Raw genomic sequence first — 26,571 nt, 5'->3', positions numbered from 1 at the left:
GCGCCTATTTGAACGCCATGCAGGTGGTCAATTGGCTGCCGCGCACCGAATTGCCCTTTGCTGCGCCGTCGCGGCCCGAACTGCTGGAGCTGCCCGAGCCGTTGCCCGTCGCCCCGGCAGTGCCGGCACCTGCGGCCCAGGCGCCTGTGGAACCGCAGGTCAAACCGGCCGAGCGGGTGAAAATCGAAGTACCACGGCCATCATTGGCAAGCACGCGCACCGGGGCCAAACCGGTGGAAGAAGTCGTAGAAGCGCCGGTCGTTGTCAAGGTTGCCCCCGTACCGCCACCTCGTTTTGCCCTGCAGTTGCTGCGGGCAGGGCGTTGCCTGCTGCTGGTGGAGTTACCCACAGGCGAGGCGTTCCAGGCCCGTGATCCCGCTTATCTGTTGCTCAAGGACATGTTGCGCGCCGCCGGCCTGCCGGACAGCCCGCAGATCATCGGCGAGCCGGTGCGCTGGCCGCTGCTGGCCAGAGGCACCATGGATCAGGGCCCGGAAGCGGCGCGTGACTTCGTGCAGGGCTTTATCTCGGCCCGGCTGGAAGACGCACCGTGCGTCTGTCTATGGCTGATCGGCCTGCCCGCCGTGCGTTTTGCCGGGGAGGCCAATGCCGAATCCTTCAATCGCGAACTCCAGGTCGAAGGCCTGGGCTCGGTCTGGGCCTTGCCTGGCCTGGAATTATTAATGGAAGAGCCACAGCGTAAGGCTGATGTCTGGCAAGCCATGCGTCGGCTGATGGCGCGCTGGAAAGAATCGAATGAGTGACGCTGTATCGTTCCGCCCGATGACCGAGGCGGACCTGGAAGCTGTACTGAAAATCGAATACGCGGCCTATAGCCATCCCTGGACCCGCGGGATTTTTCTCGATGGCCTGGGCAAATACCAGATCTGGCTGATGTTTGAAGGTCAGCAGCAGGTCGGTCACGGTGTGGTGCAGATCATTCTCGATGAGGCGCACCTGCTGAACATCACCGTCAAACCGGAAAACCAGGGTCGTGGCCTCGGTTTGACGCTGCTGGAGCATTTGATGTCGATTGCCTGCAAGGCCGACGCCCGGGAGTGTTTCCTGGAAGTGCGCGACAGCAACACTGCGGCATTCAAGTTGTATGAGCGCTATGGCTTCAACGAGATCGGACGTCGGCGGGATTACTACCCGGCGGTGGGCGGACGCGAAGATGCGGTGGTCATGGCCTGTACGCTGGTAGATTGAGCATCTTTGTTACAAATTAAGCGCCGATTGCTGTGCAGGAGCCACCAAAGGCTCCTGTCCAGGATCGATCAACGCTTGCGGTCCAGCGGATCGCGCCGGGCCATTTCCTCTTCATCCAGCCCATTGCCCCCGCCGATGTCGTCTTTATCGACAATGCTCAAGTCCCAATCAGCCTGATCCCCTTTACCCGCTTCATGGGCATCCCGGGCACCGTCTTCGCGGATCAGGGTTTCCGGGCTCAAGTCATCATCGGTGGGCTCGTGGTCAGCGGTCGATGCACCGGTCATGCCGGCTTCGCGCACGCGCCGACGGGGCATCAGTTGCGCTCGCTCGCTGTCCGGCAACTCGTCGCCGATCCTGGCATCGGGTTCTTCCTCGTCGAAATCCAGCTCATGCACCGAACCCATGCGGTCTTCGTTATCATCGATGGGTTCTGGTTGCACCGCATCATATGGACGTCGTGAATCAGTCATGGCAATTCCTCATACTGTGGGCCTTACTAGGTGGACCCACTGGGTTACCGAGAATTCCACCGGCATGGAGCGCCATTTACGAGCTTTCGGTGGCATGTGCATAAAGCGCGTGACCTCGACGGGCGGTTGTCTGTCAAAGCTGCGCATCATTCTCGAGGCTTCATTGCATGAACGAACTACAAGATCTGATCGACAACAACGAGCGCTGGGCTGACGCGATCACCAAAGAAGATCCTGACTTCTTCGCCAAGCTGGCTCGCCAACAGACTCCCGAGTACCTGTGGATCGGCTGTTCCGATGCCCGGGTGCCGGCCAACGAGATCGTCGGCATGCTGCCGGGCGATTTGTTCGTCCACCGCAACGTGGCCAATGTGGTGTTGCACACCGACCTCAACTGCCTGTCGGTGATTCAATACGCGGTAGACGTACTCAAGGTCAAACACATTCTGGTCACCGGCCACTATGGTTGCGGTGGTGTTCGAGCCTCGATGCAGGATCGCCAGTTCGGCCTGATCGACGGCTGGCTGCGTTCGATTCGCGATCTTTACTACGAGAAGCGCGAAGAACTCGCCAAACTGGCCACTGAAGAGGAGCAGGTCGATCGACTCTGCGAACTCAACGTGATTCAGCAAGTGGCCAATGTCGCCCATACCAGCATCGTGCAAAACGCCTGGCACCGCGGACAGAGCCTGTCGATCCACGGTTGCATCTACGGCATCAAGGACGGTCGCTGGAAAAGCCTGAACACTACGATCAGTGGCTTCGAGCAATTGCCGCCACAGTACCGCCTGCGTCCGGTACAGCCGTTGTAAGCCACTTCAGCACAGACGGTGCCGGCGCCAGCGTTGTAAAAACAGCTGGCCGTCGGCATTCGGCGCTTCATCGTAACCGTTAATCCAGCCCCGGCAGTTGTGTGAGCCGCAGCGGCACTCGAATTGGCGCAGCAGTTTGTCTTCGCTGACGGTGTAATCCATTGTCAGCCAATCACCTTTCTGAATGTCCTTCAGTGCCCATAACCACAGTTCGCTCAGGTCGAGAAAGACGTTGGGGTCGCAGGAGTGCCGCAATAACCCGCAGAAACGCGGATCGTAGACGTGCACGCCAGGCGCCAGTTGTCGGGTATGTCGGCAGCGATAGGTCAGCAAATGCCCGGAAACCCGGCAGATTCGGCTGATTCGGGGAAATTCGCGCAGGGCGACAGCGGCCACCGGCGTGCCTTTGTCGTTGGAAAGAATCTCAAAATCGTCGAGGGACGGGAATCCGAGGCGAAGCGGCAACTTCGTAGAGGGATAAACACCTTTTGGAAGTGCTGCGACAGACTTGTGCTGGGCATCGGCTTTCATGACGATCCTTGTATGCCAGGGTGCTGCGACCTCCATCAGCTGACGACCTTGTCAACGCTGCAGCACGTTCAACACAAGCCTCTCGCAGTTATTCTGGCCGGTCTACTGTCATAACTGACAGCCAGCCAGCCGTTTATCGGATCACCCGTTTATAACGGCGGAGCGGGAAGTGCGGTCGCTGGTGCCGGTGCCTTGAGTTGTTTGAGCTGGGCCTGGATCGTTGCCGACGCGCATTTGCCCGCGGCTTGTTGGGGCGTCAGATTGCGGATCGAGGTGTAGAACAGCTCGCAGGTTTTATCTTTCTGGGCCACTTGCCAGGTTTGCGTGCAACTCCTGAGCTCAATATCAGCATTGCTGTCAGTCTCGCGGCCCATGGCGGCCTGCCAGCACGCGGCGCTCAGGTCCTGTCCCATGACTTTCAGTCCCGCTGCATCGGCTTTGGCCTTGGCATCGGTGCCGGTGTAGTTTGCCGGGTCGGCGGCGTACCAAATGTAGCTCGGGTGGTTGGCACCCAGTACGGGGACTTTCAGCCCCTCGTCCGGGCTGATGTTCACCAGGCCCAGTACGTTCACCGTCGGCCCGTACTGCTGTTTGATCCAGTCACGCACCGGTGAACCAAACGCAACCATCGGTACGGCCTCGCCGCTGGCATTTCGGCTGAGGTTCTTGACCATGGTGGTCTGGTAGTCCTTGAAATATTCGTAGACACCTTCCAGGTCCTTGCCGGCGTTGGACGGCGCGGCAATCGGAGCGATGTCGATGATCGTCTGGTAGCTCGGCGTCTGCTCGGCCGGGACGCCATTGATGGTCAGCAATGAGGCCCAGCGATCCGTCGTGGCTGACTTGAGGTAATCCTGGGCCTGGGTCAATGAATAGTCGGGCGGGAAGTGCAGCAGTTCGACGCTTCTGCGGTTTTCCAGGGGCATGCCCAGCGGCAGGAAAAAATACCAGTTATAGGCCCACTTGCCGTCGGCATTCAGTTTGCTGGCGCCGGTGTAAGCCAGATCGCCGGCGTCGAGCAGCGCCGTCAAGGGTTTTTGATAGTCGGCGGGTACGCCGCTGATGACAGTGAAGAGCTGACCATTATCGGTTCTAACCAGAACCTTCGCGGCGCCGTAGCCATCGCGCTGCACGCTTTGGGTCAGGTAATGCTCGACTGTTTGCTCCAGTGTCCAGTTGCGAAAGCAAATCACGTTGCAGTTGTTGGGATAAGCAAAAAGACGCGTGAGGCGTTCGGTGCTGCCCAAGTTCAGGGTCACATCGGCGTGGGCGGCGGCGCTCAGGGTGAGTGCCGCGAGAGTCAGTCCTGCGAGTTTGATCATGCTCAGATCCTTTTTAGCCTATGGGTCCGTTGGCGGGTACAGCATGCGGCTCATGACACCTCTCAAATGTGGGAGCTGCACCGCCTCCCACAAAAGTTCCAGCGGTCTACGGCATGACCGGCGGCGTATACGCCAGCGTCGTTCCCAGCGCCCAGAGCAACAGCAACACCAACGGCGTGTGCACCAGCAGTTGCACGAACGAAAATCCGATCAGGTCCCGCGCCTTCAGCCCGAGCACGCCCAGCAGCGGCAGCATGTAGAACGGGTTGATCAGGTTGGGCAAGGCTTCGGCGGCGTTGTAGATCTGCACGGCCCAACCCAGGTGGTAGTTCAGATCCGTGGCGACTTGCATCACATACGGCGCCTCGATGATCCACTTGCCGCCACCGGACGGAATGAAGAAGCCGAGGATCGCCGAGTACACGCCCATCAGCAGCGCATAGGTATCGTGGGAAGCGATGCTGACGAAGAAGGTCGAGATGTGATGGGCCAGGGTCTGGGCATCGGCACCTTTGACCGTGGTCATCAATGCGGCGATCGAGCCGTACAGGGGGAACTGGATCAGCACGCCGGTGGTAGTCGGTACCGCACGGGCCACGGCGTCGAGGAAGCTGCGCGGGCGCCAGTGCAGCAGCGCACCGAGCATGATGAACAGGAAGTTGTAGGTGTTGAGGCCGGAGATCGCGCTGATCGCCGGTTTGGTCGAGAACTCATGGAACAGCCATCCGGCGGCCAGCAGCACCAACAGTATGATGAGCAGCGGGCTGTGCTCCAGCCATTCGCCGGGGCGGGTGCGTGGTTGCAGGGGCGGTAGATTGAAACTCGGGTCGACACCGCAGTCCTTGGCGTCCCGTGCCGAGTTGGGGCCGGGGGCGGTTGCGTAGGCGATGATGATCGAGACGACGACCAGCGCCAGCAACATCACACCCGACTGCCAGAGAAAGATGGTCTGGGTGAAGGGAATGACCCCGGTGATCGACAGAATCGACGGCGGCAGGCTGGCCGGGTTGGCCTGCAATTGTGCCGCGGACGATGACAAACCCAGGGCCCACACCGCGCCAAGGCCCAGGTACGCTGCGGCACCGGCGGCGCGATAGTCCATCTTCAGGTCGGTACGGCGGGCGAGGGCGCGCACCAGCAAGCCGCCGAACACCAGCGACAGGCCCCAGTTCAGCAGCGATGCAACCATGGAGATCAGTGCCACCCAGGCCACGGCGGAGCGACCGTTTTTCGGGATCTTCGCCAGACGGTCGATCAGCTTGACTGCCGGTGGCGAACTGGCGACCACATACCCGCCGATCACCACGAAAGCCATTTGCATGGTGAACGGGATCAGGCTCCAGAAACCGTCGCCGAACGCCATGGCCGCGTCGGTAGGTTTGGCGCCCATGGCCATGGTGGCGAGGGCGACGATAATCACGGCCAGCGCGGCAAACACCCAGGAATCGGGGAACCAGCGTTCGGCAAAACTTGAGCAGCGCAGGGCAAAGCGGGCGGAGCGGCTATCTTCGATATCAGCGGCCACGGGAGTACCTCGAATTATTATGTTTATTGTGGTCTTCGGGGCGGTAGTGGCCCATTCGGACAGACATCGACATTAATTCACCCGAAAGGTTTTTGCGGGGCTGTTTTGCGACTATGCGACTTTAGTCTAGCGGGTTGTCCGCTGGCGCGTTTGCGTAGACCATGGGCGCCTTGGTTTTTGCCTGCACCAGAGTTCTTTTCATGACTGCCAACACCGATTCACCCCCGGCGCCCTTCAACCGCTCGGACTACAAAACCCTGGGGCTCGCGGCCCTCGGCGGCGCGCTGGAAATCTACGATTTCATCATCTTCGTATTTTTCGCGCTGACCCTGAGCCAGTTGTTCTTCCCGCCGGAAATGCCGGAATGGCTGCGCTTGCTGCAGAGCTTCGGCATCTTCGTCACCGGCTATCTGGCACGTCCTCTGGGCGGGATCCTGATGGCGCATTTCGCCGATCGTTTGGGCCGCAAAAAAGTCTTCAGCCTGAGCATCCTGATGATGGCGTTGCCTTGTCTGCTGATCGGAATCATGCCGACCTACGCGCAAATCGGCTATTTCGCCCCGCTATTGCTGTTGCTGCTCAGAGTGTTTCAAGGGGCGGCCGTGGGCGGTGAAGTGCCGAGCGCCTGGGTGTTCGTCGCCGAGCATGCGCCTGCGGGCCATCGGGGCTATGCCCTGGGCTTTTTGCAGGCAGGACTGACCTTCGGTTATCTGCTCGGTGCCTTGACGGCCACCTTCCTGGCGCAGGCCTTCACCCCGGTCGAAATCCTCGATTACGCCTGGCGTTACCCGTTTCTGCTGGGCGGCGTGTTTGGTGTGATCGGCGTCTGGCTGCGCCGCTGGCTCAGCGAAACGCCGGTATTCATGGCCATGCAGGCGCGGCGCGAGCAAACCGTGGAGCTGCCGTTGCGCAGTGTCCTGCGTGAGCATCGCCTGGCCATGCTGCCGGCGATGCTCCTCACCTGTGTGTTGACGTCGGCGGTGGTGGTGTTCGTGGTCATCACCCCGACCATGATGCAGAAAACCTTCGGCATGACCGCCAGTCACACCTTCGCCCTGAGCGCGTTGGGTATTGTTTTTCTGAACATTGGCTGCGTGCTCGCGGGGTTACTGGTCGATCGCATCGGCGCCTGGCGCACCGTGATGTTGTATAGCTTGCTGCTGCCATTGGGTATCGGCGTGCTTTACACCTGTCTGATCAGCGGCGGCGACTGGGTCGGTCTGGCCTACGCGGTGGCGGGGCTCGGTTGCGGGGTGGTCGGTGCGGTGCCCTCGGTGATGGTCAGCCTGTTCCCGGCGCGGATTCGTGTATCGGGCATCTCCTTTACCTACAACATTGCCTACGCGGCCTGGGCAAGTATCACACCGCTGCTGTTGATCGGTCTGATGCCGTGGAGTCCATGGATCTGTGTGATTTTCTGCGCGGTGATGGGGGCAGTGGGCGTAAGCAGCGCGGCTTACTTCGGCACGCGGATGCCGAAAATCGCCAGTTGTTCGACCGTTGGCGCTGCGTGAATCAACAACACGATGGGGGGTGCCCGAACTATTTTTGTAGGACAAAGCTGAAACACTCTTCAGAAAAGATCCGCAAGGCCGATGGCTAGGCTGTAAATCGCTTTCTACCCCAGTCCATCGGTGCATCCCCATGTTCAATAAACGCTTGAAGCAGGAGCTATCGGCTCTTCGCGAAGAACTCTCCAGCCTTCAGCAAGTGAAGGAAAGCCTGGAAAGCGAGATGCTTGTGTTGACCCTCGATACAGATGGGCGGGTCCAATCGGTCAATCAGAATTTCCTCAGCGAAATGCACTACAAGAGGGACGAACTGATTGGCCGGCACATCGAAGAAATCGTTCCCGAGCATGTGAGAAACGACGAATTCCAGTTGCGTTTCAAGGCGGCGATGAGCCGTGGCGAGCACTTTGCCGGCGCGGTGCGCCTGTTGCGGGGCACTGGCCAGGAAGCATGGTTGCGTTCGATCCTGCAGCCAGTGCGCTCGGCCAATGGCCAGATCAAGCATTTTTCGATTTTCTCCAGCGACCTGACCCGCACCATCGAGACCTCCCGTGAGCACGAAAACCTGATCGGCGCGCTGATGCGTTCGACGGCGGTGATCGAGTTCGATCTCAATGGCAATGTGTTGACCGCCAACGACCGCTTTCTCAGCGGCATGGGTTACAGCCTGGCGCAGATCAAGGGCAAGCATCACCGCATGTTTTGCCTGCCGGAAGAGGCCAACAGCGCCGAGTATCAGGACTTCTGGCGTCGTCTGAACGCGGGTGAGTATGTGGTTGATCGCTTCAAGCGCATCGATAGCCATGGTCGTACGGTATGGCTGGAGGCCTCTTACAATCCGGTGGTCGATGCCAATAACAAACTTTACAAAGTGGTGAAGTTCGCCACGGTGGTCACCGATCAGGTCAATCAGGAGCAAGCCGTCGCCGAAGCAGCGAACATCGCCTACAGCACCTCGCAGCAAACCGATCAGAGCGCCCAGCGAGGCAGTACCGTGGTCAATCAGGCGGTGGATGTGATGCGTGATCTGGCCAAGCACATGCAAACCGCAGGTGATGGCATTGAGGCGCTCAATGAACAGTCGCTGGTGATTGGCTCCATCGTCAAAACCATCAGCGGCATCGCCGAACAAACCAACCTGCTGGCGCTCAACGCGGCCATCGAAGCGGCACGCGCCGGTGAGCAGGGCCGAGGGTTTGCCGTTGTAGCGGATGAGGTCCGGCAACTGGCTTCGCGGACCAGCCAGGCCACCGACGAAATTGTTGTGGTGGTGCGGCAGAACCAGGATATGGCGCGCAACGCCGTGTCGCTGATCACCGACGGCAAGCTGCAGGCCGAGCACGGGCTGACGCTGGCGGCGGAAGCCGGCACGGTGATTGTCGAGATCCAGGACGGCGCGCAGAAAGTGGTGAATGCGGTGGGGCAGTTTGCCAATCAGTTAGCGACTTGATCCATTAAAAGATCGCTGCCTTCAGTTGCTCCTTCATGGGTTCACATCCGGTGTAGACGCGTTGCAGGCGGTGATCCTTACGCCTGCTCAAGCCAGCTCTCGCAAGATGTCGTTACAATCGGCTCTTTACCCCAGGAGCAGACATCCATGAGTGTTTCTCACCGTTGCCCGGTCCCGTTGTCCAAGGCCTACCGTCTGCTCAATCACGGGCCCACCGTTCTGGTTAGCGCGGCCCATGACGGTCAGCGCAATATCATGGCGGCGGCCTGGGCGATGCCGCTGGATTTCGAACCGCCGAAAATCGCCGTGGTGCTGGACAAGTCCACCTGGACCCGACAGCTGCTGGAAGCCTCCGGGACCTTCGTGCTGAACGTTCCCTGCGCAGCCCAGGCCGATATCGTCCAGACCGTCGGCTCGACGTCTGGGCTGGAGCTTTCGCGGGAGCAAGGGCGCGACAAATTCCAGATCTATGACTTGCCGACGTTCGACGCCGAACTGATCGACGCGCCGATGCTCGAAGGCTGCGTTGCCTGGCTCGAATGCCGGTTGTTGCCGGAGCCCGACAACCATCAGCAGTACGATCTGTTTCTGGCGCAGGTGATTGCCGCCCAGGCCGACGAGCGCGTGTTCAGTGACGGGCGTTGGCACTTTGAAGGCCAGGATGCGTTGCGCACTCTGCACCACGTCGCCGGTGGGCACTTTCTGACCATCGGCAACCCGGTGGATGGCAAAACCTTGCAGCCTTGAGGTGACTGCTACCCTAGCCATAAGCACATTCACGAAGAGGTCAGGCAATGAGCAAGTTGCGTGTGGGGATTATTTTCGGGGGGCGGTCGGCAGAGCACGAAGTGTCGTTGCAGTCGGCGAAGAACATCGTCGATGCACTGGATCGTTCGCGCTTCGAACCGGTGTTGATCGGTATCGACAAACAAGGCCACTGGCACCTCAATGACCCGTCGAATTTCCTGCTGAATCAGGAAAACCCGACGCTGATCGCCCTCAATCAGTCCAATCGCGAATTGGCCGTCGTGCCGGGCAAGGTCAGCCAGCAATTGGTTGAAACCTCCAGTCAGGAACTGTTGGGCCATGTCGATGTGATCTTCCCGATTGTCCACGGCACCCTCGGTGAAGACGGCTGCCTGCAAGGGCTGCTGCGCATGGCCGACCTGCCGTTTGTCGGCTCCGATGTGCTTGGTTCGGCGGTTTGCATGGACAAGGACATCAGCAAGCGTCTGCTGCGCGATGCCGGGCTGGCGGTCACGCCGTTCGTGACCCTGACCCGATCTGCCATGGCGCGCAACGGCTTCGCCGAGGTGACGGGCAAGCTCGGCTTGCCGTTGTTCGTCAAACCGGCAAACCAGGGCTCTTCCGTGGGGGTGAGCAAAGTCAACGACGAAGCCGAATACACCGCGGCACTCGAGCTGGCATTGGGCTTCGATGAAAAAGTACTGGTCGAGTCTGCCGTCAACGGCCGCGAGATTGAATGCGCGGTGCTCGGTAACGAAGACGCGATCGCCAGCGGTTGTGGCGAAATCGTGGTGCACAGCGGGTTTTATTCTTACGACAGCAAGTACATCGATGACAAGGCCGCTGAAGTGGTGGTGCCGGCCAGCATCAGTCACGAGGCCAGCGAACGTATTCGTGCCATGGCCGTCGAGGCGTTCCACGTCCTGGGCTGTTCCGGGCTGGCGCGGGTCGATGTGTTTCTGACCGACAGCGGTGAAGTGCTGATCAACGAAATCAATTCGCTACCCGGATTCACCCGCATCAGCATGTACCCGAAACTGTGGCAGGCCGCTGGCATGACCTACAGTGAACTGGTCACGCGGTTGATCGACCTGGCGCTGGAGAAACACCGGATTCGGCAGACGCTGAAAATCAGTCGATAAGCGGGCGTGACGGCGATGATCAAGGGGTGTCGCCTGCTGGCCTGATTCTAAGGTTCGTCCGATGCTCGATCAGGCCTGTTTGACTGGCTTGATCAGGCTCTGCGCTGGTATTCCAAATAGATCATGCAGTTTCCAGATCATGGGAAGTGTCAGCGCTCGTTTTCCATTCAGTACTTCATAGACCCGGTTTGTTCTGCCAATCGCAGGTGCGAGGTCTGCAGCGGACAAGCCGGATTGCTCCATGCGAAATTTGATCGCATCGATCGGGTTGGGGAGATCGACTGGAAACTGCTTCGATTCGTAGGCTTCGATAAGCGTGATCATGATCTCAAAGTAGTCACCTTCAGGGGTGCCAGGATCTGGTTCGTTATCGAACAGCGCTGACACATTGTTGAGCGCTTCACGGTAATCCTCGTCAGTGCGAATGGGGCGAATGTTCATGGGTTACTCCATCTCGACGGTGTCAGCGTCGATTGCGTCGTATTGTTTGTGAGTGCCGACAAATTTTATGTACACGGCCCCAAAGCGATAGACCACTGCGACGATCAGCCGAAAGTCGTTGCCCTTGATGTTGAATACCACTCGGCGGCTTTTGAGAATGCTGGCGGTCGCGAAGTGCATCTTTATGTCTGAAGGTGTTCTCCAGTCGGAGTTTCTTGCCTCATCAATCCAGGCCAGGAAGGATTGTTCCGATTCGGGGTATTTCTTCCAGAATCTTTTTAGCTGACTGATGGCGATGATTCTCATGGCATGATCCTAGTCCCGTGGTGGGACTCGTGCAAGTCTCAGAAAGTGCAACCGATGTATGGCGAGCAGGGCTGATTTGACTTCGATGCTCGAGTCATTCTCAAAACTGGCGCAACGAGCGAGTCGATGATGGGCAGATGAAAGTGCTCTCAGTTAACTCTACTGAAGTAGCAATCGCTTGCGGGTAGGAACTGGCTGGGTTTGAAAAGCGATCAGGAGCTGATATTTACAAAAAAGGGCCTACCCCTCGGTAAGCCCTTTCTCACATGGCCGTAAGACTCAATCCCCCAGCGCTTCTCCCTCACGCCGAGGGTCGGCGCCACCGGTCAGCGATGTTTTGCCTTGCGCATCCTTTGTTCGAACAATCGCCTGGGTGCCGCTGGTCATGTCGATTTCATTCACCTCGTGCCCTTTGGCTTTCAACGCCTGGATCAGTGCCGGGCTGAACTGCCCGCGTTCCAGTTCGGTCGGGCCATTGCGACTGCCGAAGTTGGGCAGGTTAATGGCTTGCTGTGCGTCGAGGTTCCAGTCGAGCAGGCCGAGGGTGGACTTGGCGACGTATTCGATGATCTGCGAGCCGCCGGGTGAACCAATGGTGGCGAGGAACTCACCGCTCTGGCGGTCGAAGATCAAGGTAGGGGCCATGGACGAGCGTGGGCGCTTGCCGGGTTCGACACGGTTGGCGACTTTTTGCCCGTGCTCTTCGGGGATGAACGAGAAGTCCGTCATCTCATTGTTGAGCAGGAATCCCTGAACCATCAGGTGCGAACCAAAGGCAGACTCGATGGTGGTGGTCATGGACACCGCGCCGCCCTCGTCGTCGACGGCGACCACCTGTGAGGTGGAGATGCGCAACGGCGACCGGTCCGGCGCATAGGCAACCTGAATGCCTGGAGGCGTGCCTGGTTCAGCTGTGCCCATGCTGTGCTCACCGATCAGGGCGGCGCGGCTGGCAAGGTAACTCGGGTCGACCAGGCCTTTGACCGGAACCGGCACGAAATCCGTATCCGCCACGTACTGCGCGCGATCGGCATAGGCCAGGCGCTCGGCTTCGGAAATCAGGTGCACGGCTTGCGGGTCGGGTTCAATCCCTGCCGGCGCGTTGGTTTTTACCGGTTTCAACGGCGCCAGGGCGTAGAGTTTGTCGCGCGCCTCCAAGGCTTGCAGCGTACCGAGGATCTGCGCCACGGCGATGCCGCCCGACGACGGTGGCGGCATGCCGCAGACCTGCCAGCGCTTGTAGTCGGTGCACAGTGGCGCACGCTCCTTGGCGGTATAGCCCTTGAGGTCGTTCAGGGACAGGCTGCCGGGGTTGGTGTGGCCCTGAACCTTTTTCACGATCTCCTGCGCGACGGCACCCTGGTACAGCGCATCTGGCCCTTCGTTGGCGATGCGTTGCAGCACGGCGGCCAATGCCGGGTTTTTCAGGCGGGTGCCAATGGCTTTCGGGCGGCCATCGGCATCCAGGAAGTAGGCCACCATGTCGGGCGAACTGCGCAGCGACGAATCCGACGCGATCAACTGATGCAGGCGTGGCGAAATGGCGAAACCTTGCTCCGCCAGTTTGATCGCCGGTTCGAACAGCTGTGCCCAAGGCAGGCGGCCATGTTTTTTGTGGGCCAGTTCAAGGGCGCGCAGTACGCCTGGCGTCCCCACCGAACGACCACCAATCTGCGCCCGGGTGAAAGGCATGGGAGTGCCATCGGCTTGCAGGAAAAGCCTTTGCGTGGCACCGGCCGGTGCCGTTTCGCGGCCGTCATAAGTGCGCACGTTTTTTCCGTCCCACAGCATGATCAACGCGCCACCGCCAATGCCGGAAGATTGCGGCTCGACCAGCGTCAACACCGCTTGCATCGCAATCGCCGCATCGATGGCCGAACCGCCACGACGCAGCATTTCCCGTCCGGCCTCCGCCGCCAGCGGGTTGGCGGCGGCTGCCATGTGCCTGGAGGCGTGCCGGGTTTGCAGGTCGGTGCGATAACCGGAAGCGCTTTCCGGCGCGACGGGCAGCGTCGAGACTGATGGCGCGTTGCAGGCGGTCAGGGCTAAAGCCGCAGTGATCAGCGACAACGCTGACAGGCGCATGCGCCTCAAGTGGAAGGCTGAGAACATGCGGGGCACTCCGTCCGTGGGAAAAAGGGTTCGTGGACTTTATCGGCCACCGCCCGGTGACGCAAACCGTGCCCCGCGACCAGGACGCTTTTGTCCTTCATCAATGGATGGATTTTCTGTAGGGTCAATGCCACCAGGCAGGCCAGAAGATCAATAAGAGGCACACATGCAGACCGAGTTCCCGACCCAGCCAAGCTACCGCTCCCAGCGTGAACAATTCCTCGCGGCGGCCACCGCCGCCGGCGCAACGCTGACCGAGTATCCACATCCGCTCACAGGGCCCTTCGGCGAAGCCTTGGGCACCGATGTAGCGGTCCTCGGCGATCCCGGTGCCAAGCGTCTGCTGATTGCGCTCAGCGGCACCCATGGGGTCGAAGGCTTCTATGGTTCCGGGTGCCAGATCAAATGGCTGCAGGAGCTGGGCAAGCGTGTGCTGCCGGCCGATGTGGCCGTGGTGATGATCCATCTGATCAACCCCTGGGGGACGGCGTGGCTGCGTCGGGTCAACGAAGACAACATCGACCTGAACCGCAATCACCTGAACTTCGAGCGGCCGCTGCCTGATAACCAGGCGTATGAAGCGTTGCACGAAATCTACGCCTGCACCCAGTTGCAAGGTCCCGAACGTGAGCGCACGGACGCCTTGCTGGATGCGCAGATTCACGAACACGGCTGGCCGGCGGTCATGTCGATTGTCGAAGGCGGGCAGCATGCGCATCCCGATGGATTGTTCTATGGCGGGCTGGCGCCGAGCTGGTCGAATCGCACCTTGCACCAGATCATCCAGAAGCATGTCGCCCATGCCGATGTCGCCATGTGTTTCGACTTGCACACCGGTGCCGGCGAATACGGTCATCCGATGCTGCTGACGATTACCGAAGCGGCCTATCCGGCGCTGGCCGATGCGCAGGCGCTTTATGGTCCGTGGCTCTACACCTTGCACACCGGTGCCGACACCCTGAGTGAAACCGGTGTGGCGGCCACCGCGACTGGCTACACCTCGCAGGCATTGATCAATGCGCTGCCGCAGGTGCGGTTGATGCCGTTCGTCATTGAGTGCGGAACGTATCCGGGGGCGCAGGTGCATCGTCATCTGCGCGATGACCACTGGCTGCATCTGCACGGCAATCCGAGCGACGCGGTAGGGCGCGAGATCAAATTGAATCTGCTGGAGCAGTTCTATCCCGCCGATGGCGACTGGCAGGCGATGGTCTGGCTGCGGACCTGGCAGATATGGGAGAGGGCGTTGTCGGCGTTGGCGACGGTTCGAGTCTGAGGTTGTTTTAGGTAGGCGCGAGCCTGCTCGCGATGAATCCAAAGACGCTGCGGGGTATCAGGCTCGCCGCGTCATCGTTGACGACCATCACGAACAAGCTTGCTCCTACAGCAGCCATAAAAGGCAGGCATAAAAAAACGGCTTACCTTGCGGTAAGCCGTTTTTAGTACTTGGTGGCTACACAGGCATTTGAACCTAATAAGTAAGTATCTGTATTTAAACGTATTTATCATGTGTTTGTTTTGCAGGGATACACCAGGGGATACACGGTGCTCGCTGCTGGGCCATATTTGCCCGTTTTCGCTCTCTAATCGACACGTCCTCAAAATGAGGATGGATCAGACTTTCGCCATCGGATGAACGGTCTAATTCAATTGGATGCGTGACCGCCTCTTCACTTCCTAGTAGTCGCCTGGTGAGTGAGACAATGTGCTCACTGCTCACTGCTCACTGCTCACTGCTCACTGCTCACTGCTCACTGCTCACTGCTCACTGCTCACTGCTCACTGCTCGTTGGCCATTCTGAGCCCGGGAAAATCATCGATACCAGGGGGGGTGTGTATAGCCATTGTTTAAGCGATGCTCAGGGGGGTGTGTATAGCCGGCGAATGTAGCTTGCGGCATTGGCCCAGATCTCCCATTTTGGCAGGGCAAATTCGTGTCACGTCAACGATTGGCGAGTGACGAGGAGGCGTGACAAACACGATAGGGGGGCGGCAACGGATCGACCCTATTCATTTCGTAGTGTGTTTTTCCCCGTCGTCGTTTTCGATGAGCCTATCTGGGATTGTAAAGCGCGCGCATCGTCGACTTTCTGTTGATTCCAGGCCAGCACCTCGGACTTAACCCAAGCTACGGACCGGCCGCCTAGCGGAACTTGGCGCGGGAATAAACCTTTTTTCACCATGTCGTAAATTTTTGTGGTGCCGAGGCCAGTCAGTGCTCTGACTGCTGGCAGACGAATAAACTCGATAGGCTCTCTGTGTGGCGTGATGTCCATTACATGCTCCATGGATTAACCGTTGGGTGATCACGGCTTTTTGAGATCAGTGCAAAGTAACCAAGTCATCACTTCGGAGCACGAGATTGAGCTACCCGCTCATGCCCCCACTGCAGAATCTCGGCCTTTACCCAGGCCACGGCGGAATCTCCAATCTTGACCTGCTTCGGGAATTTCCCGCTAACGGACATGCGGTAAATGGTTGCGGTGCTGAGGCCTGTGAGCTTTCTTACCTCAGGTAGACGAATGAACTCGATCGGTTGTTTATCTTGGGTGTTACTCATCGATTTCTCCTCGTACCACTGGCGCGACACAAAAGATCATCTCCCGTCGTCAAAGCCTTCAGTTGCCCGGGTTCGGATCGGCCATCCATTTAGCGATTGCTGACTGGCGCCAGGCTACTGAGTTCGGGCCTATTCGGATCTGTTTTGGGAAGGTGCCTTCCCTGATCCGGCGATAGATCGTGTTCCTGCCCAGGCCGGTGATGTGAAGCACTTCGTCGAGCCGCATGAAACGATCGATGCTTTCCGTCGTGGCCATACCCTTCACCTCGTCAAAGCGGGTGGTTGCTGTCGAAAACAGTGATGAGCTACTCCTCAGTTTGCGGCTTTCGGCTCTCCTGCTTTTTCCGCCGGCGATCTTTCTTGTCCGCCGACCTTCCCATGAGCTGATCCACCAATTTGTGGAATTCTTCTGACGTGGGCGGTTTATAGGAGGTAGTGGTAGCGGCCCAACCCGCCATAACCGGCCCGCGCTTTTTTCGCCTAGATTGTGGGTTGTCGTACAGAGTCGACGCTGGCTCTGGCTTCGATCTTTTATCGATCGAGTGCGCCGCGATGTATGCGTCTGCCCACTGGTCGAGCTCGATGCGGTCGAAGCCAACGCCTTGCTGGCCGATCGGGAATTCGCGCACGTATGGACGCACAGTCCTGTTGAAGACATCCCGACACATGCCGAGATAGCTTGGCGCCTGATAGGCCCTAAGAATTCGAGGCTGAACGGGGATTTTTTTCATGTGCGACTGCTTACGAGTGAAGTGCGACCCCCTTGAGCTCTGCAGCGAGCGCCCCGCGAGAGTAAGTGGGTGGAGGTCGCACCAGATTCAAATCCTAGCACTGCCTCGAAGGACGGGGCGACCGGCCGCCCAGCGGTTGGGTGAGCCCCAGCGCCTATTGCGAGATGGTACCGGCGCCACACTGTGGCATTCCTAGCACCTTGTTTCGGGGTGGTGATTGGCTATTGACGCGCCTCATCCATGGGGTTCGGTTTTCACAAATGCCAATCGATGAGAAACCAATCCGGTTTCAGCAGAAACCCAGCAGGTTTTACTTACCTTTGCTTACCCGGAATTTCGGGCGGTAACCTGGCCTCCCATTTTGGCGGGTCAGGTGGCGCGACACACCAAGCGAGTTTTGAAGATGTGTTGCAAGTACTTTATTTGACCTTGGAGAGGTTAGGCACCCACTTTGGTGTCTTGTCTTCTTCTGCTATTGACCCCTGACCGGTTACTGCGAAGACCGTGACGCATGGCCAGCCATTCATCTTAATGGTGTGCCTGATGCCGTTTTTCTTCAAATTGAGGATCTGACCTGCTTTGGTTCGCGCGCCGGTCAATTCGCAAACTTCTTCGTGCGTAAGAAATTCAATCATTGCTTCTACCTGTTCCAGCCTGCTGTCAGGGCTGGCTAACATTAGATAACGGGGGGAGCGTTACCGGTAACTGCCCGAATTTTGGGTGGCTACCGCCTGAGGGTGTAGTCGCTTGCTGGAATGAGCTCCACCACAACCCTGGCAGCTGGCGTTGTGGAGTGGCTACTGGGCTGTGGCGGGCGCTTGACGTACATATCGCCCGATTCCTTAGCTGCCTGCTCGATCAATTGAGCAGCCATGACCAAATTGCCGCGCTCCTCGGCCTCCTCAACCATTCGCCCGAGTGCGCGCAGTCGATAGGCACGGTTGGCAACGGGGATCTCAATCATCGCCTGGCGGAATCCTGCCCGAGTGTCCTCGAACATCGTCACCCAGCGCTTAGCTAGGCCTTTGCTGCAACGCTTGGTCGGGTCGTGCGCCTCGACCTGCTGGCGCGATACCACAACGCCAAAGCTCTGATTCACCACGGTTGCAACCTGGGTGGGGGAATCGAAGCAGGCGAGCGCCTGAACGATGAAGGCTTTGATTTCGTTGTTGAGCGTGGCCATGGGCTGGAATCTGTCTAGGGTCTGTCAAGAATGTATCGCATGGTTGCGGGGACGCTGGGCAAAGGCAATCGAATAAATGACGCAAATTCGTAATTGGTCGAGATATTTCACTGCTTATTCGATAATGATCAGTGTTTTTGCCTGTTTATGCATCGGAGATACACTCAAACCTGAGTACATCTCCCGGAGATCCCATGTCGATTATCGATTGCCCGTACCTGGATGAAGTGAAAGTGACCGTACCGCCGGACCTGGCGCTGCTGATCGTGCGAAGGGCCGCAAAGCTCGCCGCTGACTTCGAAGAGCAAGCCCTTGACCAGTTGACCAATGACGCGCTGCGCGAGCTGCGACGTGGTACCGACGCCCGGGTGATCTATCGCCAGTTGTGCTTGTGACCAAACTGCCACTCCCCTAGCAGTTCCGCGGTGCGTGACTGATCGGCGTGACGAATCACCAGTCCTGCCCCAATGGCACAACTAGTCATCCCTTTTGGGCCGGTCCGTCTAAGGGCTTCTTAGAATTCCGTCAAAGTATTGGGCATTCGACACTGTGTTGATTCCTACACAGAGTGTCGTTTTCTACACATTGGAACGCGTCTCCAACTCACGCCCCGTTTCGGCGCCATGACTGATGAGAGATCGCCCACAGAAAAATATCTAAATTTGTGGCGTCAGGTGGCCCGCATTTTTCCGTGAGTCAAAAAGCTTTACCAATTGTCGAAAATCTCGTTAGCTAAGGTCTTTTATGGCTATAAAAATTAGCGGAAGCACGAAATGCCATTGACAGTGGGCAGGTCGTAGCGATAATCGCGCGGCCACCGCGGGTGGCTATAAACGTCAACTCAAAGGAGTGGTTATGCACAGTTGCTCTGACGTAGCCAAGTATTTCTTGTGTCAGGCAAGCACCGATGATGGGGATCTCATCTCCAACCTCAAACTCCAGAAACTGGTGTATTACGCTCAAGGGTTCAGCCTGGCATTACATGGGGAACCACTGTTTCCGGAGCCAATAGAGGCGTGGAAGCATGGTCCAGTTGTTCCGGCCCTTTACCGGGAATATCGTGACTTTAAGTCAGATGCCATCCCTGTACCAATTGACTTCGATCCGTCCATTTTCAGCCGTAAAACCAAACAGCTCCTCGATGAGGTCTACGACGTTTACGGGCAATACTCTGCATGGAAGCTGCGTCAACTCACTCATTCTGAAAGCCCATGGCAGGACAACTACATCGAAGGCGTATTGAGTCAGCAAATCCCACTGGAGGAGATGCAGGCGTATTTCCGGGATAATTTGTTGGACTGAAAAATGTCGAGAATCAAGGATCGGACACGAGGCCAAGCGGGGCAGCAGATCAAGCAGCGCACAGAACCAGTTCGGCGCGACGACTCGGAAGAGAAACCACCAATTTTTTCTTTTGAGTACCTCCAGAACGGATGGTGCATATCAGACTGTGAGCGTGACGAAAGGGCCAAGATGCTTGATCGGCTTCGCATCATTGGCAAGCTCACTTGGAAGCAGATTCGTCAAGAAAACCGCCATCGGTACGGTACAGAACAGATAAGCCGTAACTCAATCACTTGCGGCATACCCCCTTTCGTAACTCCAGATATCAACCTGATAGCCTTCCGTGCCTACGATCTAGTACCTATGGTGGGGTATAAGTCCGACAGAATATTTCACGTTCTGTGGATCGACCGAGCGTTTCGGCTCTACGACCACGGCTAATAGCGCCCTGTACTTACGTTTTATCTGCCTCACGCCCGTCAGAGCCTGATAAAACCTCACATTGGAAATGCTGGCGCTGGTCATCCATGGGGTGTTTCCGCAATGGGGGCATTCGACCCTGATCAGCCTCATTCATGAGGTCTTGTTTCACAAGTCGGCGTTCAGCCAGTGAAAAAGCACTGCGATACGGTGGAAACCACAGTGGAAACTAGCGGCTGGCAACCATAGCTTTTGATAACAGGCAGCCTGCCCAGGTTCGCGCCTTGGTGGTTGCGAACCAGAAGTGCGAACTTATCGTGCGAACTAGGGTACGAACTTGTTGCAGGTACGCGGTGGCAAGCGCGTAACGATGGTGCGTACCAGCCTGCGTACCAATGCCGGACCGCCTTATTGCTGAGTCAGTTTCGCGCACTCCAGGTGCGTGACGATCGTGCGTGACGACTGCGCGAAAACAGGCCGATAGGCACTTGACGTGGCTCATTCATGGGGTTGATTTCACAAACGGGGTTTTGATGGTTTTGTGACCATCGAAAAGTGGTCACTGATGCTGGTCACTGGCCCTGGTATCCGGCATGCAATGCTCTAAAACCGTGGATACCAGAGCGTCCGACGGCCGATCTGCTCAGCGCCAGCGACTTATCAAAACTTAACTTTCTGTCGGCGCGAAAACTTGTCAAAACTTGACATCGGCCCGACGCGGAAACCTGACAAAACCTGACATTGAGCGCGTACCAGAACCTAACAAAACCTAACGTTGGAAAATGCTACGGAAGTAGCAGTTTGAGGTGTCTCAGCTTGGCGGGATGTTGACAAATGTTGACATCAGATCGGCTCAGCCCCCCCTGTCAAAGCACGCAACCTGTTAGTAAAAGTTAGTGCCCGGGTGGGCGTGGCCAACCCGTCAGCCTGTTAACTATTGTCAAGGTTGGGAGGCGCAGGGAGGCGCCATCTGTCGGTCAGTGGGAGCGTGTGAAGGCAGAGTGCTATGCCGGTGCTAGTTTTGAAGCTATTGCAACCGACACAGAGGCCTAGGAAATGGCGACTCGACTCCAAGAGACTAACCGCTTTGAGGCAGTGGGAAACTCCGGTCAGCGCTACATAATCGTTGAGTCAACGCAGCAGATCTCATTGGATGCAACGAAGGACGGCTCGACGCGCTGGGCGGACGATGCAAGATTTCTTAGAGCCGTGAATTTTGGCCCGGTCGGCCAAATCAGTGATTCAGAGTTCGTAGTTCTTCTCAGCGGCGAAAGGTTGAAACGGGTTTGATGCGAGCTGGTAACCACTGCCGATTGGTTACCAGAAGTGGTTACCGCCTGGCGGCGCCGGCCAGCGAGACAGACGATATGGTCTCAGTGGGATCATATGGTCTGTCTCCGCTCAGAACGCGGTGGGAGAGAGATCCATGCTCATGCTTGTGTCGATCGAGATCCGGTACTTTTTTGTATTGTCTGCACTCATCACTAACGATCGCTCTTTCAGCCCGCCACCACACATTGCTGTGGAGTTCACGCCAATGATCACCTCACCCACAGGGAGGTAGAATTTAGCGGTTTCCCCTTGGGCTATCTCTGCCGATTTTTTCCCATCGATATACACGATCGTGTTGCACGCAGAACCTACGAAGCCGCTATCACGGGTGACTATCAACGTACCGTATTGGCCGGATGGCTTACTCTGAAATGCTGCAAGCCTACTTTGCGGAACTGGGGTTGCCTGGTCGGATGGAATAGGTGTGGTCGAGCAGCCCACCAAAAGTAACGAAGTGATCGCCAGCAGTCCAAGTAAGCGCATAGTCCCATTATCCATTCACAACTCAAAGGAGCGTGGAAATTACCACGCCCCTGCGTGAGTTTTAAATCCTTGGCTTGCCTAAGGCGCCCTTACCCTCATTACCAGCGTGTTCATGCCGGGATCGCCTCTGCCCAGGTGCCGACCGCGATTACGCTGGAGCCCACCAGCATCTTCCCGTAGATGACCGGCACAGGAAGGCCTTGCTGCGTCGAGTTGAAGGCGCCGTTGAAGAGATAGCTGGGCTTGTTTTCCGAGGCGGCTTGATCCTGTTGATTGCCTGTTTTTGGCACGGGCGAAAGCATCTGGGCAACGCCGCCTGAGACCATGCCAATACCGATCCCGACCGCCCATGGCTGTTCAAAAATCGCACCAACAACAATTAGCGCGACGCCTGCGATTGTCTGAAACAGGCCGCCTCTCTTACTGCCCGCGATGATTGGAACGATGCGGATCTCGGTCGTTCCGCTCAGAGTTAATTCGTCCTTTCCGACATTCACACGGTTACGGAATATGGCGAAGCGGATACCTGCTCTCGACATGCGCATGATCTCGTCCGCAAAGCCGTCAACGGTGTTCCTTAGCGCGCTGAACACCTCGTTGGTGGTGCCGCTTTCGAGCAGATAGTCGTTCTTGCGCCAGAACTTCATGGCGAGTGAGCCTGAGAGGCGGACAGTGGTTTTAGCAGGGCGGACGATATCGCTCATTTCGGCACCTCCGGAGCATCGATACCAAGCTGGCGAGCAAGAGCGGCTCGGGACAAGCTGGCTCGCTCTCTGATCGCCTTTTCGCGGAGTGGATCGGGGTTCCAGGCTGAGCAGTGAGTGGACTGGTAAGCGCGAGCGCCGCGGAACGTCCCGCGCAGGAGGTCTGCCGAAACCCTTGCCTCGTCTTCGGTAAAGAACGGCCCATCAATGGTCACCCTGACTCCGTTGCTGAGATGTTGCACATCCCAAACGGTGTAGCCACCAATAGACCTTTCATCGACGGCAAAGTCTGTGGCCATGCACGCCTCGGCGAAGCGTTCCTGATGGGTGGGCGGCTGCTGGGCCGCGTTGCTGTGTTGGTTCGTCATGTGTGCCTCTTTAGCGCTGTTGGCGCTGGTCATGGGCTGATGCCCGTTGGTGTTGCTCCATACCGCGCCTCGTTTTCGTGATTCGCAAAACGTGGCGCGTAAGAGTCATTGGTGCGTCTCCAAGGGTGTGCGGTCGTAGCTGGCGCGCAGGTCGGCGCCAGCCAGGCAGTAACGGGCTGTTGGCGCGTAGCAGGAACGGCAAACCATGATGTGGCTAAGGTATTGGTCGCGGGCCTGTCGCCACTCAGGCGTGGCTGTGGCCGCGTTGGTGTAGGTGCTAGCCGGTAACTGGGCGGGGCGCTCGACCAGCACCAGGCGTGGACGATCCGTGGTGCGATTCGCCCTAGTCGGTTTGTCGGCGCCAGCGATGGTCGGCGGGATTTGATTGAGCAGGCCGGAAAGGAGGCTCATTGCGCCACCTCGCTCGAATTGCCATACATCCCAAATGTGTCTGTGAAAAAAAATCGGGGGAACGGGGGAACAGTGGGAACGGCCAATGTTTCCGGGGCTTTCAGAGGGGGATTCTGTACCCCACGCTTTTTTGTGGGGAACAGTGATAACTGAACGTTAGGAGAAGCGAGAACGCTTATATTCAAAAACATGTTTGTGTTCCCCCTGTTCCCCATACATTCAAAAGGGGGGAACGGCCACAGGCCCCGGTTTTACTGGCTGTTCCCCCGTTCCCCTTGTTCCCCACAAATTTAGGTTCCTGTGAACTCGGGCAATCGCGCTTGGTGTCGATCGGAGTCATACCGCGCCCCCTTCACTGTCCAGGGCTTCTGGATCGATCACGTAAAGGCGCGCTGAACCGCCGGCGGGAATACGGTACTTTTTGGTTTTGCGGCTATCGCGGTCGGTGTCGCGCTTGGCCAGGGCTCCGCCAACTTCCAGCGCCTTGATCACGCGGGTAAGGCCGAATCCGTGAGCGGCCTCGATGAGTGCAGATTTGTTGAACAGGAATAGCCGCTTGCCGGCCACCAGCTCCCAATAGCCGGCGCGGTTGAACACTTTGGCGTCCACCTCTGGCGCGTCGACATCGGAGAACCGGCTGCTGCCGTGCTTGTCGATGAAATCGATGATGCCGGCCAAGATCTGGCGATCTTCTGCGTTCCCGCCGCCAACACGGGAGAGCCATTCGCCATAGAGCAAGCGGCAGTCGGCGAGGGCGGTACCTGGCTCCCACGGGAGCAGCCCATAGGCGATAGCCATCTCCCCCGCCAGCGCGATTACGGCGAACCGGTCAGCCACGCGTCCCGCCTGGGCATTGTCCTCGACGAACTGGGCGCGGATACCGTCAAAGTCGCTGAGCAGGCCGGGCTTGTCGTCGGCAGCGACAAGGCACTCCACGAAGGCTGGCCCAAGGTGGCCGTGGTGGGCGCCTACAGCGACGGTGAGCTGGCGGTGAAAGTCCGCTCCCTCAAGCCCGTGTAATTCATCGAAGGCCCGGTGCGTGCGGGTGCCGGCGTTCACGTCGACCATGCGCAGCTCAGCGCCAGCATGGGCCGCATTACCACCGATGGCGGCGTGCTCGGACAGGGAGCGTTCGCCACTCGAAAGCGCCAGCAGGCGCCAGTTGAGTTTGCCGCGGGCTTCCCGGTCGCGGGTCATGGTGCCTTTGCCTTGGCCGTTGGCGAGGGAGTACGCCATTTCCTGTACGCGCTTGGGGTCGGCCCGTTTGATTTCGTCCAGGGGCAACATGGTGTCATTGCGGCTCGATGCTTCGATCTCCAAGCCGCCCTTGGTCATGTCCCAGCTGGCGGCGAATACGCCCGGGTCGCCCCACACCGACGAACCGATCAGTTGCGCCAGCGACTTGCCGCTCGAGCTATCGCCCACCAGGTGAACCCCGCCACCCAATACGCCGACCAGACTCAGCAGCGGGCCAGCCAGCGCGCAGCCAATCGCCAGCGTCAGTACCGGATTGCCCTCGCACTTGGCCGCAACTTCGGTTTTCCATCCCTCCAGGTCGCCGCGCAGGCTGAATAGGTTCTGACCTTTGCCGCTGGCCTGATAACGCACCTTGTCACTGCCGATGGTGCGGCCTGGCAACACAAAGGCGCCCGATTCATGCCAGCCCGGTCGGCAAGTGGTGGCGAACACCTCGGCGGGGCGCTGCTCAAGCAAGTACTCCATGAACGCACCACGTTTCTTGAGCGCAATGATTACGCCCATGCCGAACAGCTGGCGCCTGGCGTCCTCACCGCTACCGCCGAACACCTCCATGGGGATAATCCATTCCTTGATGCCGCTCTCAGTCACCAGACGCAGGAAGCGGCCCTCGCTGCCGTCGTCGCTGTTGGTGGTGCGAGCAGCAACGGTCACAGGGGTGGCGATCCATTCATCCGTGATGGGGCGGTCTGCTTTCTCGTCGTCGGAATCATCATCTGCAGCAGTGCGTTTGAAGCTGTGCCAGTACACCCCGGGGCGCAGCCTGCGGCCTTTCTCATTCGTCACCCAGTGATCGTAAACACCCCAACACGGGCGTTCAGGCTCGACCATGGGCGCCTCGGGGCGCAGGTTGATTACGTTGTTCTCAGGCGTGCGCATGGTGGCGGCTCCAGGCTGCTAAGTCGTTGAAGTCGGTGAGGGCCAGAGGGGCGTCGGCGGGCCACTCGGGAAACGTCACCAGCCCACCTACGGCTGCGGCGGCGGCATTGGCGGCGGCGCGTCCGGGATTGCCCTTGCCCTCGGCTGCGGTGAGGCGATCGTCATCGCCCGCGATGATGATTTCGACGCTGTGGTATTCAGCCCGAAGCGCCAGCGCCACCGGCTTGAGATTCCCTGCGTTCATGGCGCAGGCGACGGTGTAGCCGCTTTCGTGAAGCGTTGCGCCCGTTGCCCAGCCTTCGCAGATGCAAAGCGGCTTGCCCGGTGTGATGCGTCCCAGCGGCGAATAGGTGCCCTTGATCCGCCCCCCAAACAGGAAGCGCTTGCTGCCGTCCGGGGCGATTCGTTGCAGGTTGACCAGCACGCCACTGGAGTACAGAGGCACCAGCAATTCGTCCCCACGCTGGCGCAGGCTGTGGGAGCGAACGCCCTTGGCTGTCAGGTACGGGTGATCGGGATCGGCGCGACGCGCATCACGCCACCAACGCTGAGCAAGGTTCGCGGCCTTGAGCTGGCGCCGTTGCTGCTCGGCTTCACGCTGGCGCCTGGCCTGCTCGATGCGCTGGCGCACTTGCTCGGCTTCGCGGGCGTCCACCGGTTCACGACTACACCAGGTGCTGGCGCCACCAGTCTTCCAGCTACCGAACGCACCCGAGGCGATGTTGTCCAGGTACAGGACATACCATCCGGCTAGCGTGCCGGGCTTGTCGCCGGGGACGTGGAAGCGGTGAATGGCGCCATCGGGCACGGGTATCCAGTCGAGCGCCCCATAGACCGACTGGAGCGCGTCACGGAAAAGGATCGCCGGATCAGTCATGCGGCGCCCTCCGGTTCGTACCGCGACAGCACGCGACCGATCTGCTTAACGATCGCATCGGCCTGCTTGCGGCTGTGCTCGTTCGTCGCGCTGTCACGCAGTTTCACCAGATCGCTGAACGCGCCGATCAGCAGCCCGCGCCCGAAGTCGTCCATGTGTGGCGGCACGTCATCGCGCACAATGCTGGTGAATGGGTCGAACTGGATAACGTCACCCATGATTCACCCCCAGGCGATCAGCGCCAGCGAAGGCACGACAAACTCGGCCATTGTTCATGGCGTACCAGTGAGTGATGTGGTCGATTGATTCGACCGGGCAGGCCGTCACCACGGCATCAGCACTACGCATCACGACGCGGCCAGCTTCGGCATCAGCCTCGGTCAGAAATGGGCCGAGGAGTGTCTTGGGCACCTTTGGATGGGTCACAAAAAACAAGTGAGTGGCTTTTTTTGGGTAAGCCGAGTGTGCGCCCGCTGTTTTGCAGGTTTGGTTATTCATGGT

31 protein-coding genes are annotated in these 26,571 nt (G+C 58.6%); 10 read left to right on the top strand and 21 right to left on the bottom strand.

Features of this window, described 5'->3' with window-relative positions:
- Nucleotides 1-17: 17 nt before the first annotated feature.
- On the top strand, nucleotides 18-764 hold the full coding sequence (locus JQF37_RS17015) for an energy transducer TonB (protein ID WP_130208383.1): 747 nt from the start codon (nucleotides 18-20) through the stop codon (nucleotides 762-764).
- Nucleotides 757-1,209, top strand: a complete 453-nt coding sequence (gene rimI / locus JQF37_RS17010) for a ribosomal protein S18-alanine N-acetyltransferase (protein WP_057398073.1) — start codon at nucleotides 757-759, stop codon at nucleotides 1,207-1,209. Before JQF37_RS17015 ends, rimI begins: the two co-directional genes overlap by 8 nt.
- Nucleotides 1,210-1,277: 68 nt before the next feature.
- Here rimI and JQF37_RS17005 read toward each other — a convergent pair whose 3' ends face one another.
- Entirely contained in the window at nucleotides 1,278-1,682 is a 405-nt protein-coding gene (locus JQF37_RS17005) for a serine kinase/phosphatase (RefSeq protein WP_130208367.1), read from the bottom strand.
- 167 nt (nucleotides 1,683-1,849) lie between these two features.
- Between JQF37_RS17005 and can the strand changes: the two genes are divergently transcribed.
- A complete protein-coding gene (gene can, locus JQF37_RS17000) occupies nucleotides 1,850-2,494 on the top strand; it encodes a carbonate dehydratase (protein ID WP_130208365.1) in 645 nt (214 codons plus the stop codon).
- 6 nt (nucleotides 2,495-2,500) lie between these two features.
- On the opposite strand, the gene JQF37_RS16995 is transcribed toward can, so the two are convergent.
- From JQF37_RS16995 to JQF37_RS16985, 3 genes are all read right to left on the bottom strand, one after another.
- Nucleotides 2,501-3,025, bottom strand: a complete 525-nt coding sequence (locus JQF37_RS16995) for an SET domain-containing protein-lysine N-methyltransferase (RefSeq protein WP_130208363.1) — start codon at nucleotides 3,023-3,025, stop codon at nucleotides 2,501-2,503.
- Between the two features lie 149 nt (nucleotides 3,026-3,174).
- Complete coding sequence (locus JQF37_RS16990; protein WP_130208361.1) at nucleotides 3,175-4,347, bottom strand: hypothetical protein; 1,173 nt, start codon at nucleotides 4,345-4,347, stop codon at nucleotides 3,175-3,177.
- Nucleotides 4,348-4,453: 106 nt separating this feature from the next.
- Entirely contained in the window at nucleotides 4,454-5,872 is a 1,419-nt protein-coding gene (locus JQF37_RS16985; protein WP_103405099.1) for a TIGR00366 family protein, read from the bottom strand.
- Nucleotides 5,873-6,072: 200 nt separating this feature from the next.
- Here JQF37_RS16985 and JQF37_RS16980 point away from each other — a divergent pair, with 200 nt between their 5' ends.
- The 4 genes from JQF37_RS16980 to ddlA all read left to right on the top strand — a co-directional run bounded on the left by JQF37_RS16980 (nucleotide 6,073) and on the right by ddlA (nucleotide 10,722).
- On the top strand, nucleotides 6,073-7,386 hold the full coding sequence (locus JQF37_RS16980) for an MFS transporter (protein WP_130208359.1): 1,314 nt from the start codon (nucleotides 6,073-6,075) through the stop codon (nucleotides 7,384-7,386).
- A gap of 130 nt (nucleotides 7,387-7,516) precedes the next feature.
- A complete protein-coding gene (locus JQF37_RS16975) occupies nucleotides 7,517-8,833 on the top strand; it encodes a PAS domain-containing methyl-accepting chemotaxis protein (RefSeq protein ID WP_130208357.1) in 1,317 nt (438 codons plus the stop codon).
- 147 nt (nucleotides 8,834-8,980) lie between these two features.
- Nucleotides 8,981-9,580, top strand: coding sequence for a flavin reductase family protein (locus JQF37_RS16970; protein WP_130208355.1), 600 nt, complete (start codon nucleotides 8,981-8,983; stop codon nucleotides 9,578-9,580).
- Nucleotides 9,581-9,627: 47 nt separating this feature from the next.
- On the top strand, nucleotides 9,628-10,722 hold the full coding sequence (gene ddlA, locus JQF37_RS16965; RefSeq protein WP_130208353.1) for a D-alanine--D-alanine ligase: 1,095 nt from the start codon (nucleotides 9,628-9,630) through the stop codon (nucleotides 10,720-10,722).
- A 69-nt stretch (nucleotides 10,723-10,791) separates the two neighbouring features.
- Here the strand turns inward: ddlA and JQF37_RS16960 are convergent, their stop codons facing one another.
- The 3 genes from JQF37_RS16960 to ggt all read right to left on the bottom strand — a co-directional run bounded on the left by JQF37_RS16960 (nucleotide 10,792) and on the right by ggt (nucleotide 13,581).
- Entirely contained in the window at nucleotides 10,792-11,163 is a 372-nt protein-coding gene (locus JQF37_RS16960; RefSeq protein ID WP_130208351.1) for a helix-turn-helix domain-containing protein, read from the bottom strand.
- 3 nt (nucleotides 11,164-11,166) lie between these two features.
- Nucleotides 11,167-11,469: a type II toxin-antitoxin system HigB family toxin gene (locus tag JQF37_RS16955; protein ID WP_130208349.1), complete on the bottom strand. Its 303-nt coding sequence runs from the start codon at nucleotides 11,467-11,469 to the stop codon at nucleotides 11,167-11,169.
- Nucleotides 11,470-11,748: 279 nt separating this feature from the next.
- A complete protein-coding gene (gene ggt, locus JQF37_RS16950) occupies nucleotides 11,749-13,581 on the bottom strand; it encodes a gamma-glutamyltransferase (RefSeq protein WP_130208348.1) in 1,833 nt (610 codons plus the stop codon).
- 166 nt (nucleotides 13,582-13,747) lie between these two features.
- Between ggt and JQF37_RS16945 the strand changes: the two genes are divergently transcribed.
- Nucleotides 13,748-14,857 carry a DUF2817 domain-containing protein gene (locus tag JQF37_RS16945; protein ID WP_130208346.1) on the top strand — a complete coding sequence of 370 codons (1,110 nt, stop codon included), beginning with the start codon at nucleotides 13,748-13,750 and terminating at the stop codon, nucleotides 14,855-14,857.
- 730 nt (nucleotides 14,858-15,587) lie between these two features.
- Here JQF37_RS16945 and JQF37_RS16940 read toward each other — a convergent pair.
- From JQF37_RS16940 to JQF37_RS16915, 6 genes are all read right to left on the bottom strand, one after another.
- Nucleotides 15,588-15,857 carry an AlpA family transcriptional regulator gene (locus tag JQF37_RS16940; protein ID WP_204149721.1) on the bottom strand — a complete coding sequence of 90 codons (270 nt, stop codon included), beginning with the start codon at nucleotides 15,855-15,857 and terminating at the stop codon, nucleotides 15,588-15,590.
- Between the two features lie 68 nt (nucleotides 15,858-15,925).
- The gene (locus JQF37_RS16935; RefSeq protein WP_204149720.1) at nucleotides 15,926-16,141 is read right to left on the bottom strand and encodes an AlpA family transcriptional regulator; all 216 of its coding nucleotides are present in this window, start codon (nucleotides 16,139-16,141) and stop codon (nucleotides 15,926-15,928) included.
- Between the two features lie 58 nt (nucleotides 16,142-16,199).
- Entirely contained in the window at nucleotides 16,200-16,397 is a 198-nt protein-coding gene (locus JQF37_RS16930; protein ID WP_204149719.1) for an AlpA family transcriptional regulator, read from the bottom strand.
- Between the two features lie 49 nt (nucleotides 16,398-16,446).
- Nucleotides 16,447-16,872: a hypothetical protein gene (locus JQF37_RS31435; protein ID WP_239142525.1), complete on the bottom strand. Its 426-nt coding sequence runs from the start codon at nucleotides 16,870-16,872 to the stop codon at nucleotides 16,447-16,449.
- A gap of 419 nt (nucleotides 16,873-17,291) precedes the next feature.
- Entirely contained in the window at nucleotides 17,292-17,507 is a 216-nt protein-coding gene (locus tag JQF37_RS16920; RefSeq protein ID WP_204149718.1) for a DUF4224 domain-containing protein, read from the bottom strand.
- An 89-nt stretch (nucleotides 17,508-17,596) separates the two neighbouring features.
- Nucleotides 17,597-18,055: a DUF2280 domain-containing protein gene (locus JQF37_RS16915; protein ID WP_204149717.1), complete on the bottom strand. Its 459-nt coding sequence runs from the start codon at nucleotides 18,053-18,055 to the stop codon at nucleotides 17,597-17,599.
- Between the two features lie 194 nt (nucleotides 18,056-18,249).
- Here JQF37_RS16915 and JQF37_RS16910 point away from each other — a divergent pair, with 194 nt between their 5' ends.
- Both JQF37_RS16910 and JQF37_RS16905 read left to right on the top strand, forming a co-directional pair.
- Nucleotides 18,250-18,450: a hypothetical protein gene (locus tag JQF37_RS16910; RefSeq protein WP_204149716.1), complete on the top strand. Its 201-nt coding sequence runs from the start codon at nucleotides 18,250-18,252 to the stop codon at nucleotides 18,448-18,450.
- 460 nt (nucleotides 18,451-18,910) lie between these two features.
- On the top strand, nucleotides 18,911-19,357 hold the full coding sequence (locus tag JQF37_RS16905; protein ID WP_204149715.1) for a type II toxin-antitoxin system antitoxin SocA domain-containing protein: 447 nt from the start codon (nucleotides 18,911-18,913) through the stop codon (nucleotides 19,355-19,357).
- A gap of 1,803 nt (nucleotides 19,358-21,160) precedes the next feature.
- Here the strand turns inward: JQF37_RS16905 and JQF37_RS16900 are convergent.
- The 8 genes from JQF37_RS16900 to JQF37_RS16865 all read right to left on the bottom strand — a co-directional run bounded on the left by JQF37_RS16900 (nucleotide 21,161) and on the right by JQF37_RS16865 (nucleotide 26,568).
- Nucleotides 21,161-21,574 carry a hypothetical protein gene (locus JQF37_RS16900; protein ID WP_204149714.1) on the bottom strand — a complete coding sequence of 138 codons (414 nt, stop codon included), beginning with the start codon at nucleotides 21,572-21,574 and terminating at the stop codon, nucleotides 21,161-21,163.
- A 110-nt stretch (nucleotides 21,575-21,684) separates the two neighbouring features.
- Nucleotides 21,685-22,278, bottom strand: coding sequence for a tail assembly protein (locus tag JQF37_RS16895; RefSeq protein ID WP_204149713.1), 594 nt, complete (start codon nucleotides 22,276-22,278; stop codon nucleotides 21,685-21,687).
- A complete protein-coding gene (locus JQF37_RS16890) occupies nucleotides 22,275-22,679 on the bottom strand; it encodes a hypothetical protein (RefSeq protein WP_239142524.1) in 405 nt (134 codons plus the stop codon). The genes JQF37_RS16895 and JQF37_RS16890 overlap by 4 nt, the downstream gene beginning before the upstream one ends.
- A gap of 72 nt (nucleotides 22,680-22,751) precedes the next feature.
- Nucleotides 22,752-23,057, bottom strand: coding sequence for a hypothetical protein (locus JQF37_RS16885; RefSeq protein WP_204149712.1), 306 nt, complete (start codon nucleotides 23,055-23,057; stop codon nucleotides 22,752-22,754).
- Nucleotides 23,058-23,393: 336 nt separating this feature from the next.
- Nucleotides 23,394-25,193 carry a DUF927 domain-containing protein gene (locus JQF37_RS16880; protein WP_204149711.1) on the bottom strand — a complete coding sequence of 600 codons (1,800 nt, stop codon included), beginning with the start codon at nucleotides 25,191-25,193 and terminating at the stop codon, nucleotides 23,394-23,396.
- On the bottom strand, nucleotides 25,180-26,070 hold the full coding sequence (locus tag JQF37_RS16875) for a toprim domain-containing protein (RefSeq protein WP_204149710.1): 891 nt from the start codon (nucleotides 26,068-26,070) through the stop codon (nucleotides 25,180-25,182). The genes JQF37_RS16880 and JQF37_RS16875 overlap by 14 nt, the downstream gene beginning before the upstream one ends.
- On the bottom strand, nucleotides 26,067-26,288 hold the full coding sequence (locus tag JQF37_RS16870) for a hypothetical protein (protein ID WP_204149709.1): 222 nt from the start codon (nucleotides 26,286-26,288) through the stop codon (nucleotides 26,067-26,069). The genes JQF37_RS16875 and JQF37_RS16870 overlap by 4 nt, the downstream gene beginning before the upstream one ends.
- On the bottom strand, nucleotides 26,281-26,568 hold the full coding sequence (locus JQF37_RS16865) for a hypothetical protein (RefSeq protein ID WP_204149708.1): 288 nt from the start codon (nucleotides 26,566-26,568) through the stop codon (nucleotides 26,281-26,283). Before JQF37_RS16865 ends, JQF37_RS16870 begins: the two co-directional genes overlap by 8 nt.
- Between the last annotated feature and the right edge of the window lie 3 nt (nucleotides 26,569-26,571).

This window comes from Pseudomonas sp. MIL9 (assembly GCF_016887925.1).
GTDB classification, from domain to species: domain Bacteria; phylum Pseudomonadota; class Gammaproteobacteria; order Pseudomonadales; family Pseudomonadaceae; genus Aquipseudomonas; species Aquipseudomonas mohnii.
Note: the sequence above shows the minus strand (reverse complement) of the source record. Positions and strands in the feature narration are given on the sequence as shown.

Bases quoted from the DNA above. Each gene is read 5' to 3' on its own strand.
- JQF37_RS16915 (WP_204149717.1), bottom strand. From the start codon at position 18,055: ATGGCCACGCTCAACAACGAAATCAAAGCCTTCATCGTTCAGGCGCTC.
- JQF37_RS17005 (WP_130208367.1), bottom strand. From the start codon at position 1,682: ATGACTGATTCACGACGTCCATATGATGCGGTGCAACCAGAACCCATC.
- JQF37_RS16900 (WP_204149714.1), bottom strand. From the start codon at position 21,574: ATGCGCTTACTTGGACTGCTGGCGATCACTTCGTTACTTTTGGTGGGC.
- JQF37_RS16960 (WP_130208351.1), bottom strand. From the start codon at position 11,163: ATGAACATTCGCCCCATTCGCACTGACGAGGATTACCGTGAAGCGCTC.
- JQF37_RS16990 (WP_130208361.1), bottom strand. From the start codon at position 4,347: ATGATCAAACTCGCAGGACTGACTCTCGCGGCACTCACCCTGAGCGCC.
- JQF37_RS16930 (WP_204149719.1), bottom strand. From the start codon at position 16,397: ATGGCCACGACGGAAAGCATCGATCGTTTCATGCGGCTCGACGAAGTG.
- JQF37_RS16970 (WP_130208355.1), top strand. From the start codon at position 8,981: ATGAGTGTTTCTCACCGTTGCCCGGTCCCGTTGTCCAAGGCCTACCGT.
- JQF37_RS16955 (WP_130208349.1), bottom strand. From the start codon at position 11,469: ATGAGAATCATCGCCATCAGTCAGCTAAAAAGATTCTGGAAGAAATAC.
- JQF37_RS16975 (WP_130208357.1), top strand. From the start codon at position 7,517: ATGTTCAATAAACGCTTGAAGCAGGAGCTATCGGCTCTTCGCGAAGAA.
- JQF37_RS16920 (WP_204149718.1), bottom strand. From the start codon at position 17,507: ATGATTGAATTTCTTACGCACGAAGAAGTTTGCGAATTGACCGGCGCG.
- JQF37_RS16935 (WP_204149720.1), bottom strand. From the start codon at position 16,141: ATGAGTAACACCCAAGATAAACAACCGATCGAGTTCATTCGTCTACCT.
- JQF37_RS16890 (WP_239142524.1), bottom strand. From the start codon at position 22,679: ATGACCAGCGCCAACAGCGCTAAAGAGGCACACATGACGAACCAACAC.
- JQF37_RS16865 (WP_204149708.1), bottom strand. From the start codon at position 26,568: ATGAATAACCAAACCTGCAAAACAGCGGGCGCACACTCGGCTTACCCA.
- JQF37_RS16995 (WP_130208363.1), bottom strand. From the start codon at position 3,025: ATGAAAGCCGATGCCCAGCACAAGTCTGTCGCAGCACTTCCAAAAGGT.
- JQF37_RS16980 (WP_130208359.1), top strand. From the start codon at position 6,073: ATGACTGCCAACACCGATTCACCCCCGGCGCCCTTCAACCGCTCGGAC.
- can (WP_130208365.1), top strand. From the start codon at position 1,850: ATGAACGAACTACAAGATCTGATCGACAACAACGAGCGCTGGGCTGAC.
- JQF37_RS16870 (WP_204149709.1), bottom strand. From the start codon at position 26,288: ATGGGTGACGTTATCCAGTTCGACCCATTCACCAGCATTGTGCGCGAT.
- ggt (WP_130208348.1), bottom strand. From the start codon at position 13,581: ATGTTCTCAGCCTTCCACTTGAGGCGCATGCGCCTGTCAGCGTTGTCG.
- JQF37_RS16875 (WP_204149710.1), bottom strand. From the start codon at position 26,070: ATGACTGATCCGGCGATCCTTTTCCGTGACGCGCTCCAGTCGGTCTAT.
- JQF37_RS16945 (WP_130208346.1), top strand. From the start codon at position 13,748: ATGCAGACCGAGTTCCCGACCCAGCCAAGCTACCGCTCCCAGCGTGAA.
- JQF37_RS16905 (WP_204149715.1), top strand. From the start codon at position 18,911: ATGCACAGTTGCTCTGACGTAGCCAAGTATTTCTTGTGTCAGGCAAGC.
- JQF37_RS31435 (WP_239142525.1), bottom strand. From the start codon at position 16,872: ATGAAAAAAATCCCCGTTCAGCCTCGAATTCTTAGGGCCTATCAGGCG.
- ddlA (WP_130208353.1), top strand. From the start codon at position 9,628: ATGAGCAAGTTGCGTGTGGGGATTATTTTCGGGGGGCGGTCGGCAGAG.
- JQF37_RS16910 (WP_204149716.1), top strand. From the start codon at position 18,250: ATGTCGATTATCGATTGCCCGTACCTGGATGAAGTGAAAGTGACCGTA.
- JQF37_RS16940 (WP_204149721.1), bottom strand. From the start codon at position 15,857: ATGGACATCACGCCACACAGAGAGCCTATCGAGTTTATTCGTCTGCCA.
- JQF37_RS16880 (WP_204149711.1), bottom strand. From the start codon at position 25,193: ATGCGCACGCCTGAGAACAACGTAATCAACCTGCGCCCCGAGGCGCCC.
- JQF37_RS17015 (WP_130208383.1), top strand. From the start codon at position 18: ATGCAGGTGGTCAATTGGCTGCCGCGCACCGAATTGCCCTTTGCTGCG.
- JQF37_RS16885 (WP_204149712.1), bottom strand. From the start codon at position 23,057: ATGAGCCTCCTTTCCGGCCTGCTCAATCAAATCCCGCCGACCATCGCT.
- JQF37_RS16895 (WP_204149713.1), bottom strand. From the start codon at position 22,278: ATGAGCGATATCGTCCGCCCTGCTAAAACCACTGTCCGCCTCTCAGGC.
- rimI (WP_057398073.1), top strand. From the start codon at position 757: ATGAGTGACGCTGTATCGTTCCGCCCGATGACCGAGGCGGACCTGGAA.